The sequence below is a fragment of the Pseudotabrizicola sp. L79 genome (genome assembly GCF_036553525.1).
Taxonomy (GTDB): Bacteria; Pseudomonadota; Alphaproteobacteria; order Rhodobacterales; family Rhodobacteraceae; genus Pseudotabrizicola.
On record NZ_JAZHDA010000046.1, the window covers coordinates 52,669 to 65,923 of the forward strand.

The 13,255-nt window shown below is 63.9% G+C and carries 11 protein-coding genes; 7 read left to right on the plus strand and 4 right to left on the minus strand.

Features of this window, described 5'->3' with window-relative positions:
• The first annotated feature begins 1 nt into the window (after nt 1).
• The 4 genes from V3C85_RS08635 (at nt 2) to V3C85_RS08650 (ending at nt 4,373) form a co-directional block, all read left to right on the plus strand.
• Complete coding sequence (locus V3C85_RS08635; protein ID WP_331794686.1) at nt 2-2,848, plus strand: helicase-related protein; 2,847 nt, start codon at nt 2-4, stop codon at nt 2,846-2,848.
• Between the two features lie 3 nt (nt 2,849-2,851).
• Nucleotides 2,852-3,181 carry an RNA-binding S4 domain-containing protein gene (locus V3C85_RS08640; RefSeq protein ID WP_331794687.1) on the plus strand — a complete coding sequence of 110 codons (330 nt, stop codon included), beginning with the start codon at nt 2,852-2,854 and terminating at the stop codon, nt 3,179-3,181.
• 51 nt (nt 3,182-3,232) lie between these two features.
• Nucleotides 3,233-3,571: a ferredoxin FdxA gene (gene fdxA / locus V3C85_RS08645; RefSeq protein ID WP_331794688.1), complete on the plus strand. Its 339-nt coding sequence runs from the start codon at nt 3,233-3,235 to the stop codon at nt 3,569-3,571.
• A gap of 292 nt (nt 3,572-3,863) precedes the next feature.
• Nucleotides 3,864-4,373 carry a CarD family transcriptional regulator gene (locus V3C85_RS08650; RefSeq protein WP_331794689.1) on the plus strand — a complete coding sequence of 170 codons (510 nt, stop codon included), beginning with the start codon at nt 3,864-3,866 and terminating at the stop codon, nt 4,371-4,373.
• A 48-nt stretch (nt 4,374-4,421) separates the two neighbouring features.
• Here the strand turns inward: V3C85_RS08650 and cobS are convergent, their stop codons facing one another.
• Nucleotides 4,422-5,174: an adenosylcobinamide-GDP ribazoletransferase gene (gene cobS / locus V3C85_RS08655; protein WP_331794690.1), complete on the minus strand. Its 753-nt coding sequence runs from the start codon at nt 5,172-5,174 to the stop codon at nt 4,422-4,424.
• A gap of 80 nt (nt 5,175-5,254) precedes the next feature.
• On the opposite strand from cobS, the gene cobT reads away from it, so the two are divergent.
• The gene (gene cobT, locus V3C85_RS08660) at nt 5,255-6,271 is read left to right on the plus strand and encodes a nicotinate-nucleotide--dimethylbenzimidazole phosphoribosyltransferase (RefSeq protein ID WP_331794691.1); all 1,017 of its coding nucleotides are present in this window, start codon (nt 5,255-5,257) and stop codon (nt 6,269-6,271) included.
• A gap of 6 nt (nt 6,272-6,277) precedes the next feature.
• Here cobT and V3C85_RS08665 read toward each other — a convergent pair whose 3' ends face one another.
• Nucleotides 6,278-9,340, minus strand: coding sequence for a translation initiation factor 2 (locus V3C85_RS08665; RefSeq protein WP_331794692.1), 3,063 nt, complete (start codon nt 9,338-9,340; stop codon nt 6,278-6,280).
• 172 nt (nt 9,341-9,512) lie between these two features.
• Between V3C85_RS08665 and V3C85_RS08670 the strand changes: the two genes are divergently transcribed.
• Entirely contained in the window at nt 9,513-10,205 is a 693-nt protein-coding gene (locus tag V3C85_RS08670; protein WP_331794693.1) for an SIMPL domain-containing protein, read from the plus strand.
• Nucleotides 10,206-10,246: 41 nt separating this feature from the next.
• Here the strand turns inward: V3C85_RS08670 and V3C85_RS08675 are convergent, their stop codons facing one another.
• A complete protein-coding gene (locus V3C85_RS08675) occupies nt 10,247-11,539 on the minus strand; it encodes an O-acetylhomoserine aminocarboxypropyltransferase/cysteine synthase family protein (protein ID WP_331794694.1) in 1,293 nt (430 codons plus the stop codon).
• Between the two features lie 90 nt (nt 11,540-11,629).
• On the opposite strand from V3C85_RS08675, the gene V3C85_RS08680 reads away from it, so the two are divergent.
• The gene (locus V3C85_RS08680; RefSeq protein ID WP_331794695.1) at nt 11,630-12,043 is read left to right on the plus strand and encodes a VOC family protein; all 414 of its coding nucleotides are present in this window, start codon (nt 11,630-11,632) and stop codon (nt 12,041-12,043) included.
• Here the strand turns inward: V3C85_RS08680 and V3C85_RS08685 are convergent.
• Nucleotides 12,040-13,242: a DegT/DnrJ/EryC1/StrS family aminotransferase gene (locus tag V3C85_RS08685; protein ID WP_331794696.1), complete on the minus strand. Its 1,203-nt coding sequence runs from the start codon at nt 13,240-13,242 to the stop codon at nt 12,040-12,042. The two genes, V3C85_RS08680 and V3C85_RS08685, sit on opposite strands and share 4 nt — an antisense overlap.
• Nucleotides 13,243-13,255 lie beyond the last annotated feature (13 nt).

Sequence of the window (13,255 nt, forward strand, 5' to 3'; positions counted from 1 at the left end):
GATGGGCGAAAGCCGCAGGGTGACGGCGGTCCTTGGGCCGACGAACACGGGAAAAACACATTACGCGATAGAGCGTATGCTGGCGCACCGCACCGGGGTGATCGGCCTGCCGTTGCGTCTGCTGGCGCGAGAGGTCTATGACCGCATCGTGGCGCAGCGTGGCCCATCGGTTGTGGCGCTGGTGACGGGCGAGGAACGGATCGTGCCGGACCGCGCGCAATATTGGGTTTGCACGGTCGAGGCGATGCCACTGGAGATCGGCGCCGATTTCGTGGCGATTGATGAGATCCAGATGTGTGCCGACCCCGAGCGGGGGCATGTGTTCACCGACCGGTTGCTGCGCGCCCGCGGGCTGCATGAAACGCTGTTTCTGGGGGCCGAGACGATGCGGCAGGTGATCGCGCATCTGGTGCCGGGCGTGACCTTTCTGAAACGCGACCGATTCAGCGAGTTGACCTATACAGGTTCGAAAAAGATAAGCCGGATGCCCCCACGCAGTGCGATTGTGGGGTTTTCGGTTGATAATGTCTATGCGATTGCCGAACTGATCCGGCGACAAAAGGGCGGTTGTGCGGTTGTGATGGGGGCGCTGTCGCCCCGCACCCGCAATGCGCAGGTCGAGTTGTATCAAAATGGCGATGTCGATTTTCTGGTGGCGACCGATGCCATTGGCATGGGGCTGAACCTTGACATCAAGCATGTGGCCTTTTCGGCATCGGCCAAGTTCGATGGCCGGCGGATGCGGGCGCTTTACCCGCAAGAGCTGGCGCAGATCGCGGGTCGGGCGGGGCGGCATACCGAAAACGGCACCTTTGGGGTAACGGGCGAGGCCCGGCCCTTTGACGAAGAGATCGTCTCTGCCATTGAAGACCATAAGTTCACCCCGGTGCGCAAACTGATGTGGCGCAATGCCCAGATGGAGTTTGGCACGGCCGAAAAACTGATCCGCAGCCTTGAGGCCCCCACCGACAATGAATGGCTCAGCCGGGCGCGTGATGCCGATGATGTGCTGGCGCTGAAGGCGTTGGTGCAATTGCCCGAGGTGGCCGACAAGCTGACGGGCCCGAAACGGGTGCAGCTTTTGTGGGATGTGTGCCGCATTCCCGACTTTCGCGGGATTTCCAGCACGGAACATGTTACCCTGCTTGCGCGCATTTTCGAATTTCTGGTGGGCCGGGGTTTGGGCGGTGGCCGGGTGCCTGCGGATTGGTTGGGTAAGGCCGTCAAACGGATTGACCGCACTGATGGTGATATTGATGCAATCTCGAAACGCTTGGCGTTTATCCGCACATGGACCTATGTTGCGCAGCGCAAAGGCTGGGTTGATGACGAAAGTCATTGGCGCGGCGAGACTCGCGCTGTAGAAGACCGCCTGTCGGATGCCCTGCATGACCGATTGACGCAAAGATTTGTTGACCGGCGGACCAGTGTGTTGCTTCGCCGGTTGAAGCAGAAGGAGACCCTCGTGGCCGAGGTGAATGACAAAGGCGAAGTGACGGTCGAAGGCGAATTCGTGGGCCGTCTGGAGGGGTTCCGCTTTCGGCAGGATGCGTCCAGCTCTTCCGATGAAGCGCGCGTGATGCGGCAAGCGGCGGTTCAGGCCTTGCGGCCGGAATTCCATTTGCGGGCCGACAGGTTCTATAACGCCCCCGATACCGAGATGGACTTCACCGAACAGGGGGGCCTGATGTGGGGCACCACCGCTGTTGGCAAATTGGTCAAGGGGGGCGATATCATGCGCCCGGTGGTCGAAGCCTTTGTCGATGACGAAGCAGGCGAAGAGGCCGCCGAAAAGGTGCGCCGCCGGCTTCAGCATTTCATCGACCGCAAAGTGGCCGCCCTGTTCGAGCCGCTGACCGTGATGTCCAAGGATGAAAGCCTGCAAGGGCTGGCGCGCGGCTTTGCCTTCCGTCTGGTCGAAGGACTGGGCGTGTTGCCGCGCGAGGGTATCGCCAACGAAGTCAAGGAATTGGATCAAGAGTCGCGTGGTGCCCTGCGCAAGCATGGTGTGCGCTTTGGCCAGTTCACCATCTTTCTGCCCGTGCTGCTCAAGCCCGCGCCCACCCGTCTGCGGCTGGTGTTGTGGAGCCTGTGGAACGATCTTTCGGAATTCCCCGAAAGCCCGCCGCCCGGTCTTGTGACCATTCCGAACGTCGCCGAGGTGCCCAAGCAGCATTACACGCTGGCCGGCTATCATCCGGCCGGTGTTCGCGCGATCCGCATCGATATGCTGGAACGTCTGGCCGACATTCTGCGCCAGAAAGACAGCCGTGCCGGGTTTGAGGCGACGCCCGACATGCTGTCGATCACGGGCATGACGCTGGAACAGTTCTCTGATCTGATGGGCGGCCTGGGTTACAAGGGCGAAAAGGGCGAGCGTGAAAAGGTAAAGGCTGCGCCAACCCCGGCGCCGGTCGATCCTAACCTGCCGCAAAACCCTATTCCGGAAGAGATTTCTGTTCTGGCCCCGTCCTCTGACGATGCCGAACCTGCTGCCCCCGAGATGGAGGTGTTCTACACCTTTACCTGGGCACCAAAGCCGCGCTTTCAGCGCCCCGAGCGGGGCCCGCGCCCGCAGCAAGGGGAAAAGCGTGAGCGTCCGCAGGGTGACCGTCCCCAAGGGGATCGGGCCAAAGGCGATCGGCCCAAGGGCGACCGCCCGAAAGCCGAAGGCGCCCCGGCCGAGCGTCGCGAGGGCAAGGGGGGCAAACCGCACGGCAAGAAGGGCGGCAAGCCCGACCGCAACGACAAGCCGCGCAATTTTGAGGCACGCCCGCCGCGCCCCGAAAAACCCATCGACCCTGATAATCCTTTCGCAGCCCTGATGGCGCTGAAAGGCAAGGTTTGAGGCTTGGCCGGGCCGGGTGCAAGGCCGGTTGTCGGGGCGCCGCCAAAGCTGCGCCTTGACAAGTGGCTTTGGCAGGCCCGGTTCTTCAAGACCCGGCATCTTGCGGCAGATATGGTGGAAAGCGGGCATTGCCGCATCAACGGCAATCGCACGAAAAAGGCGGGGCATGCCGTTGCCGAGGGCGATGTGCTGACCTTCGCGCAAGGCGCGCGTGTCCGTCTGATCAAGGTTCTGGCCATTGGCCAAAGACGCGGCCCCGCAGCCGAGGCGCAGGCGCTGTATCTTGACCTTGATCCAAAACCCGAAGATGAGACGTCAAGTCCGCTTGAATGATGGGCCTGCTTGTTCTAGCTAGTGACCCGACGACGAAAGAGGCCTGATCCGATGACCTATGTTGTGATCGACAACTGCATTGCCTGCAAATACACCGACTGCGTCGAGGTATGCCCGGTGGATTGCTTTTACGAAGGCGAAAACATGCTGGTCATCCACCCGGATGAATGCATCGACTGCGGCGTGTGTGAACCTGAATGCCCCGCCGACGCAATCCGCCCCGATACCGAGCCGGATATGGATGCCTGGGTGGCGTTCAACCGCAAGTATTCGGAAATGTGGCCGGTGATCACGGTCAAGAAAGATCCGTTGCCAACCGCCGAAGAACGGGATGGCGAAACCGGCAAGCGCGAAAAGTATTTTTCAGAAGCGCCGGGCGAAGGCAGCTGAACCCATTTGTTCAGCACGATTCGGTGATGAAGGCCGCATGGCCCGCTGTCTGAACGAAAAATACAGCCTTTTCAGGGGGGCAATAGCCCCATGCCTGTTTTCGTGGCAGTTGGAATCAGCGCAAATTTGTGATACACGTTCGTTACAAACAAGCATGGATGCCTGACTCACGCTCAGAGCTGCTCGCCTGGGCTGGTTAATTTTGTGACAAATCATGACCATCGCCCGAAGCGAAAGCTTTGGGTCGGTGTTTTGTCGCCGGATCAGGCCCAGATGGTAGAAAGCGACCTGAATGACCAAATCGAAAAAGCCTGACTTTCGTCCGAACGAGTTTGTCGTTTACCCTGCGCATGGCGTGGGCCAGATCATGTCGATCGAAGAGCAGGAAGTGGCCGGCTTCAAGCTGGAGCTGTTCGTGATCACTTTCGAGAAAGACAAGATGACCCTGCGGGTTCCGACCCATAAGGCGACGGAAATCGGCATGCGGCCGCTGTCGGCCCCGGATGTTGTGTCCAAGGCGCTGGATACGTTGAAGGGCAAGGCCAAGGTCAAGCGCGCCATGTGGTCGCGTCGGGCGCAGGAATATGAACAAAAGATCAACTCGGGCGATCTGATGGCGATTGCCGAGGTTGTGCGTGACCTGCATCGTCAGGATGATCAGCGTGAGCAATCTTATTCCGAGCGTCAGCTGTATGAAGCCGCGTTGGAGCGTTTGACCCGCGAAGTCGCCGCTGTCTCTGGTGTTGATGCCGGGGCTGCCGCGAAAAAGGTGGATGACGTGCTGATCAGCCGCGCCGCCTGATTTACAGCGTGCCTGTGTCTGAAAGGGGCGGTCCGCAGGGGCCGCCCTTTACATTTGGGCCGCGATCAGGGCGGCCACCAGTGACAATTGCTGTGTTGCCCCCAAGATATCGCCGGTCTGGCCCCCGATCTTGCGCTGTGCTGTCACCGCCACCCACAGGCTGGCCACAGCGCAGGCCACCACCATGGCAAGGGTTTGCCGCAGGTCTTGTGTCAGCCCCGCGCAGATCAGCACGGCCAGCACCACCGCAATGGCCGCGGCCCCCCGACTTGGGCGCCCCACGTTGGACGACAGGCCAGCCTTGCGGGCATTGGGCAGCGCCGCCATCGTCACGGCCATGGGCGCGCGCGACAGGGCGGCGGCTGCACCGATTGCCACCCAATCCCCCGCGGCGATCAGGCCGCCCAAGGCCGACCACAGGGCCAAGGAAACGATGATCAGCGCCAGCGTGCCATAGCTGCCGATATGGCTGTCTTTCATGATGTCCAGCCGCCGCTCGGGCGTCCAGCCGCCGAAAAGCCCGTCGGCGGTATCGGCCAGACCATCCTGATGCAGCGCCCCCGTCACCATCACCCCCGCGCCCATGGTCAGCGCGGCGGCCGTGCCCGGCGCGACCCCGGCCTGCAGGCCCAGCCAGCCGATCCCAAGGGCGACAGCCCCAACACCCAGCCCGACCAGCGGCCAACACCAGGCCGCATTGGCCCGGTGCCGCGTTGTCTGGGGCAGGGGCAGGCGGGTCAACAGGCCGAAAGCCGACAGCAGATCATGCAGGGGCTGTGTCGCGGTGTCGCGTTCCGGCATGAAGCGGTCCCTTTCAGTCTGGCCTTCCCATCGCGCAATCTGTAGCCAAGGGGCAACTGTCTTGCAACGAGGGAAGCCCGATGACTGCGCCATTCACCAGCCTTGCCCAGTTTCGCAACCTGCTGGCGGATTTGCCCAAGCCCGATGCCACGGCCTTGGCGGCAGCACAGGCGCGCAACAGTCAGCTGACGAAACCACCGGGTGCCCTTGGGCGGCTGGAAGATGTGGCGCAATGGCTGGCGGGCTGGCAGGGGCGCGAAAAGCCCTCGGCGGCGCGGCCTCAGGTGGTGATCTTCGCGGGCAATCATGGGGTTGCAGCGCGTGGTGTCAGTGCCTTTCCGCCCGAGGTGACGGTGCAGATGGTGGCCAACTTTCAGCATGGCGGGGCAGCGATCAACCAACTGTCCAAGGCTTTTGGCGCACAGATGAGCGTTTATGCCCTGCATCTGGATCAGCCGACCGCAGATTTCACCCAAAACCCCGCCATGACCGAGGCCGAGGTGGTCGAGGCTTTGCTGGCCGGCTGGGAGTCGGTGGACCCATTGGCAGATCTGTTCGTGACGGGGGAAATGGGGATCGGCAACACCACATCGGCGGCGGCCATTGCGGCGGCTTTGCTGGGGGGCGGCAGTCAGGCCTGGGCCGGGCGCGGCACCGGGGTTGATGATTCCGGTCTGACCCGCAAACAGGCGGTGATCGAGGCCGGTTTGGCGCAGCATGCCGCCGTGTTGCATGATCCCTTGGCCGTGTTGCAGGCCCTTGGTGGGCGCGAGATTGCGGCGATGGCTGGTGCGATTGCGCGGGCGCGGATCGCGCGGGTGCCTGTTATCCTTGATGGATTCATCTGCTGTGCGGCGGCACTTGTGTTGCAGGCAACGGCAGCGGGCAGTCTTGATCACTGCCTGGCCGGCCATGTCAGCGCCGAAACGGCCCATCCGCGCTTGCTGTCGGCCCTTGGCAAAGAGCCGCTTTTGTCTTTGGGCCTGCGCCTTGGCGAAGGGTCGGGCGCGGCGCTTGCGATTGGCGTGGTGCAGGGGGCTGTGGCATGCCATTCGGGAATGGCAACCTTTGCCGAGGCGGGTGTCAGCACGGGCTAACGGCGATCAGCCCTTTGGCATGGCCAGCGAGATCAGCCGACCACCCTTCTGATAGCGCACTTCGCTGGCCGTGATTGCCTTAACGGTGCCACCGTCAAAGCGATCGCCCACGCGCACTTTCTTGTAGCGCCCGTTCGACTGGCGGATCAGCGCATAGCGTTGCGACTGGCTGCCATAGACCCCAATCAAGTTCACCTTAGACAAATTGATCGCATTCACAAAGGTGGCCTGCTTGGCAACGCTGGTCTTGGTGGGAATGCGTGGCGCCGCCGAGGCGACCTCTGGTTCGTCATCACCTTCTTCGGCGGCGGGCGGCTCGGGTGTCTTGCTGCGGCTGGCGGGTTGTGTGGCCGCGGCCACTGCGGCCTCGACCGCGCGGCTAAGGTTGCGCGGGCGCGGGGCCGGAACGCGCGAAACGGAAACAGCCAGCGGGCTGATCGAGCCATCGGCATTCGCCTCGGCCACGGCCTGGTCGGCAGCGGCTGCAAGGGCCGCTTGGCTGGCCAGCGAAGCAGCCTCGGTTGCGCGCCGCGATTCTTCGCCGGCAGCCAGAACGGCGGCGGGGCGCAGGCGGGGGCGCAAGCTGGCAAAACGGCTGTCCTCGGCGGGGGCAAGCGAGGCATCATCCTCGCCCGCGGCGGGGGCAGTCGGGGCCAGGTCGTCTGGGCGGCTTCTGGGGCGGCCATCGGCCAAGGCGGGGTCAGCCCCAAAGGTATCAGCCGGCGCCAGGGCCTGATCGGGTGCGGGCACGTCGGCCGCAGCGGCGGGCGTTTGCGGTGTGGGGGGCTGTGGGGCAAGGGCCGCGGCGGCAGCGGTCACGGCATCGGGCCGCGATGCTGGCTGCCGTGGCGGCGCGCCTGCCACCAGCATGACGCCTTCGGGGGTCATGATGCCTTCGGCGGTTGGGACGATGCGCCCGTCGGCATCAAACTGATAGACGGTGCCAAACGGCGGCGGCGGCATTGGGGCGTCTGGAGCCACGTCGCCCGCACTGGCTGGGGGGGGCAAGGTCAGCGGATCGGTCGCACTGGGCGGGCTGTCCATCCCGGCAAGAAAGATTTCATCCTGCTCGGCAGAACCGGGCGGTGCTGCATCGGCCGCATCGGTTTCGACCGCCGTCTGGGGCGAGGGTTCGATCATCGGATCAGCTTCGGCCGTGGGAGTGGGGATGTCCGCCTCGTCTTGCCCGTCGGCGGCGGCTTCGTCGTCGATGGTGGGAAGGGCCGGATCAATGGCATCGGGCGCGTCGATCGCCGCCAGATCATCCAGCGGCGGCTGCGACACTTCGGCTGTCTGTGTGTCGGTCGCATCATCCGCCCGCGTCAGATACAGCGATGACCACGCCGCAACCACGGCCAGAAACAGCAGCAGAATGCCGGTCAAGATCAGGCCAAGGTGGCGCGGTTTGCCCCGTTGGGGCAGCCGCCTTGCACCCAATCCCTGCCCCAAAGCATCAGGGTTGATCCCCGTTGTCGTGGTTTCAGCAGGGTTTACCGCCTTTGCCGGGGCGGGCTTGGCCGGGCTGGGGCGTTTGCCCTTGCTGCCCGCAATGCCGGGGGCGGTGACCAAAGCGCCCAGCTTGCCAAGGCTTTTGCCAGCCTTTTGAACGGTGCTTGCCGGTGCTGCGGGCGGATCACCCGGCAGGCGCGGCGGGGGGGGCACCGGATCATCATAGCTGAACTTCGGCGCGGGCTTTGCACCTGCCGGTCGTTCTACGCTGGGTGCCTTTGGGGCCGCGCCACGGGCGGGGGCATCCAGATTAGGATGCGCCACCGGCTTGGCGACGGCGGGTTGTCTTGGGTCGGCCACCGGGCCGGGCTTGCGCGGTGTGGCCGGTGCCAGTTCGGCCGAGCGGCGGCTGGCAAAGGCCGCTTGCGCCGCAGATGACGGGGCTGGCGGCAGGTCATCATCCGCCAGGGGCGCATCGGGGGCCGTGACGCGGTGGCGCAAATGCGCGGGCATTGGCGGCACGTCATCTTCCGGGGCCAGGTCTTCTTCTGGGGCCACGTCAATGGCCATCGGCGCCTCATCAACCTCGGCGGCTGTTGGGGCCGGTTGTTTGGGCGCTGCGGGCTGCGCGGGGGCAGGTGGTTTTGGCGGGGCCGGCTGCTCTGGGGCCGGGGCGGGCGTGGCCGGCGCAGGTGGAGGGGGCGCAAGCTGCGCAGGGGGGGGCGGGGGCTGAACCGGTTGGGGCGCAGGCTGCGGGGCGACCTGTGCTGGTGCGGCTTCCGGCTGTGGTTTCGGCGCCTCGGCCGTGGCCGCATCCGGCTTTTGCGCCGGTTCGGGCTTTTGTTCGGGTTGGGGCTGCGGCGCCGGTTTGGCGGCAGCAGGGGGCGGCCCAAGATCAAGCTGAGGTGCTGGATCGGCAGCCGCGGGCTTGGGTTTGGCGGGCGGCGGCGCCGGTGGCGTCGCAGGCTCCGGCTCGGCCTTGGGTGCCGGTGGCGCTTCGGCTTTCGGCGTAACCGCTGGCTCAGGCTTAGGCTCGGGCTCGGGCTGCTGGGGCTGGGGGTCAGCCTTTGGCAGATCGCGAGTGACAATCTTGATCGCCGTCTCGTCCCGCTCCACCTCTTGTGGTTTTGGCACAATGGTTTCGACCACGGAGGACAGGCCAAAGAACGGCTCGGCCCCCAGATCAGACTCGGGAATTGCGACAAAAGACACGGGGTTGAACCTGTGCTCGGTGGCAAAGGCCTCGGCCTCTTGCAGCGTTTCGCGCGCCACAACGGCCACCGTGACCTCTGGCCCTTCACCCGACCAATCAAAGACCAGATCCGACACGGCATAGGGCGTGCGCCCCTCAAGCGCCGCCGCAATCTGCGCGCGGCGCTCCTCCTCATCCGGGCCCGGGGCCGTGACCTGCGTATACAGGATCTGGCTGTTCGGGATCACGACTTTGGCCGCGATTCCCTTGGGCGAAAGACCCATGGCTGTGCTGCGCAGATACTCTAGCGCGGCAGGCAGATCAGGGTCGGAAAAGCTGGCATGGCCCACATCCATCCAGCCCCGCCCGGTGCGGTGCAGGAGTGTGACGCCATCTTCGGTCAGGTTCAGCGCAAAACTCGGTTTCATATCCGGCGTCTAGCATGTGCAGGGGCGCGCGGAAACGGCTCCGCGCTGGTGAAATCTTCCTACAGCAGCTTTTCGCCGAATGAAAGAAAAAGCCCGCCCCCCGCCAAGGATCGGCTTGCGACTGCCGTCTTATCCCTGAAATGTGCAAGACCATAGCCACGGAGGTTTCATCATGTCTGTTTTCAAGGCCATCGTTCTTTCCCTGCCCTTGCTGGCCCCGTTGTCAATGCCGACATGGGCCGAGACTGCGGCAACGATCACCGTTTCGGGTGAAGGCTCGGTCGAGGGGGCGCCAGACATGGCGGTGCTGTCACTGGGTGTGACCACCGAAGGGGCGACGGCAACCGAGGCGATGTCGGCCAATTCCGCAGCTTTGACCGCAGTGCTGGAGCGATTGAAGGCGGCAGGCATAGCCGACCGGGATTTGCAGACGTCAAATCTGTCACTGAACCCGAATTGGACAGGATATGACAGCGGCGCCACGCCCAAGATCGTGGGCTATACCGCCAGCAATCAGTTGATGGTGCGGATCCGCGATCTGCCGAAACTGGGCGAGGTGCTGGATGCCGCCATCACGGATGGGGCGAATACGTTGAACGGTATCAGCTTTGGCCTGTCCAACCCACGCCCCGCCATGGATGAGGCGCGGACCGAGGCGGTTGCCGATGCGCGGGCGCGGGCCGAACTGCTGGTGACAGCAGCTGGGGCGCGTTTGGGCAAGATCGTGTCGATCAACGAAAACGGCGGTTATGCACAGCCTGCGCCGATGTTCCGCGCCGCAGCCGAAGCGGCGCCTGTGCCGGTGCAGGGCGGTGAGGTGGCCACCACGGCCACCGTCACGATTGTGTTCGAGATCGTCCAGTAAAGACGGGCAGGCGCGCGCGAGGCGATCGCGCGCGCCCCTGATCAGGCATGGGCCGCCGCCAGCCCCTGATCCAGATCGGCGATGATATCGGCGGCATCTTCGATCCCGATCGACACACGCACAACATTCGGGGCAGCACCCGCTTTGATCTGCTGCTCTTCGGTCAGCTGGCGGTGTGTGGTCGAGGCCGAGTGAATGATCAGGCTGCGCGTGTCGCCCAGATTGGCCACATGGCTGAACAGTTTGAGATTGTTGATCAATTTCACGCAGGCATCATAGCCGCCCTTGACCCCAAAGGTGAACAGCGCGCCAGCCCCTTTGGGGCAGATCCGCGCCACGCGTTCATGATAGGCGCTACTTTCCAGCCCGGCATAGGTGACGAAATCCACCCGCGGATCGGCCTCTAGCCATTTGGCGACAGCCTTGGCGTTTTCGACATGGCGCTGCATGCGCAGGCCCAATGTCTCGATCCCCATCAGCGTGTAATGCGCGCCTTGCGGGTTCATCGTCATGCCAAGGTCACGTAAGCCGATGGCGATCGAGTGGAAGGTAAAGGCCATCGATCCAAGGGCGGGATGAAAGGCCAGACCATGATAGGCGGGCTCGGGCTCGGACAGCGAGGGGAACTTGCCGCTGGCCGACCAGTCGAATTTGCCCGAGTCGACCACAACGCCGCCGGTGACGGTGCCATTGCCCGTCAGATACTTGGTCGCCGAATGCACCACCAGCGTGGCCCCGTGCTTGATCGGGTTGCACAGATAGGGGCTGGCCGTGGTGTTATCGACGATCAGCGGCAAGCCGACCTTGTTCGCCACCGCGGCCACCGCATCCAGATCGGTGATATAGCCGCCGGGATTGGCGATGGATTCGCAGAAAATCGCGCGGGTGTTGTCGTCAATGGCGGCCTCGACGGCGGCCAGATCGTCGAAATCGACGAATTTGGCCGACCAGCCAAAGCGTTTGATGGTCTGGCTGAACTGGGTCAGCGTGCCGCCATAAAGCCGGGTGCTGGCCACGATGTTCAGGCCGGGCCCCATCAGCGGAAACAGCGCCATGATCTGCGCGGCATGACCGGATGAACAGCAAACCGCCCCTGCACCACCTTCCAGCGCGCAAACACGGTTGGCCAGGGCACTGACCGTGGGGTTGGTCAGGCGCGAATAGATAAAACCAACCTCTTGCAGATTGAACAACCGCGCCGCGTGGTCGGCGTCTTTGAACACATAGGCCGTGGTCTGATAGATCGGGATCTGGCGCGCGCCGGTGGCGGGGTCAGGCTCGGCCCCGGCATGGATAGCCAAGGTGTCAAAGCCATAGGTTGGGGCATCAGTCATGGAATCCTCCTTGCGGTTGGCGCGCAGACTAGGGCGTTGCCGCGGGCGGGTAAATCGCTACTTTGACCGAAACCACTCAGGAGCCTTGCGATGCTGACCCCTTTTCATCTGGCGATCCATGTGCGCGATCTTGACGAAGCGCGTGCGTTCTATGGCACGACCTTGGGCTGCGCCGAGGGCCGCTCAGCCCCGAGTTGGGTTGATTTTTCCTTTTTTGGCCATCAGCTTAGCCTGCATCTGGGCCAGCCGTTCCAGAATGAGGCCACCGGCAAGGTGGGCGACAAGATGGTGCCGATGCCGCATTTTGGCGTGGTTCTGGCGCTGGAAGACTGGCGCGCACTGGCCAAGCGCCTGACCGCGGCGGGAACGCAATTCATCTTGCCCCCGTCCGTGCGCTTTGAGGGTGAACCGGGCGAGCAATGGACGATGTTCCTGCGCGACCCCAGCGGAAACCCCCTGGAGTTCAAGGGGTTCCCGACAATGGACGGCGTTTTCGCGCATTAAGCCTGGTTGGGCTCTGTGCGGGCGGCATGGGCGGCCTCGATCAGGGCTGTGGCGATCACGTCCAACTCGGGCCGTGTCAGGCGGGCAGGCAGGCGCACATCGCAGGCCCGCATCAGCATGGCACGCGTTTGCGGCAAATCGGGCAGGTCGGGCAGGAATTGCCAGTTCCAATAGGCACGGGCATTGCCCTCGGACAGCCCGAAAACCTGCACCGAAACACCCCGCGCCTTGGCCTTTGCCTGAAAACTGCGGGCCTCTGCATCTGTCCAGTCGCCTGTCAGGTTGAACTGGATCGAATCCGGGGCGCGGCTTTCGGGGGGCAGGGCGGCAGGCACCTGCATCAGGCCCGATTGGTTCAGCCGCGCCGCGACATGGTCGTGATTGCGCCGGCCATCTTGCACGCGGCGGGCCATCTCGGGCAATTGCGCGCGGATCACCACGGCAGACAGGTTCTGCAGGCGCAGATTATACAGCGGCAGGCGGTTCTGCCAGTGCGCGACCGAGTTTTGCAGCCCCGGATGCTTTTTCCAGTTCTCTTCATAGGCCCCCGACATGATCACGGCCCGCGCCGCCAGTTCGGGATCGTCGGTCACCATGATGCCGCCTTCGCCCGCGTTGATCAGTTTGTAGGACTGAAAGCTGAAGCAGCCGATCTTGCCAAGGGTGCCAATATTGCGCCCGGCCCAGACTGTGCCCAAAGAATGCGCCGCATCTTCGATCACGGGGATGCCCGCAGCATCGGCCATGGCCAAGATCTGGTCCATGTCCGATGTGTGGCCCCGCATATGGCTGATCATCACCGCATCTGCCCCCGGCACCTTGCGCGCGAAATCTGCCAGATCAATACGGTAATCCGCGCCGACCTCGACCAGAACCGGGGTGCAATCGGCATGCACGATGGCCGAGGGCACCGCCGCAAAGGTAAAGGCGGGGATCAGCACCCTGGCCCCACGCGGCAGGTCCAGCGCCTTGAGCGACAGGAACAGCGCCGCCGAACAAGATGACACGGCCAAGGCATAGCGGCTGCCCAGCAGTTGGGCAAAGTCGCGCTCCAGCAGGGCCACGGGCGCATCCTGCGGGGCGGTATAGCGGAACAGATCGCCCGAGGTCAGCAGGCGGTCAATCTCGGCGCGGGCCGAGTCGGGGATCGGTTCGGCATCATAGGTGTTGGGGGGCAGAACATGTCCGTCAGGGGCCATCTTGCAATCCTTG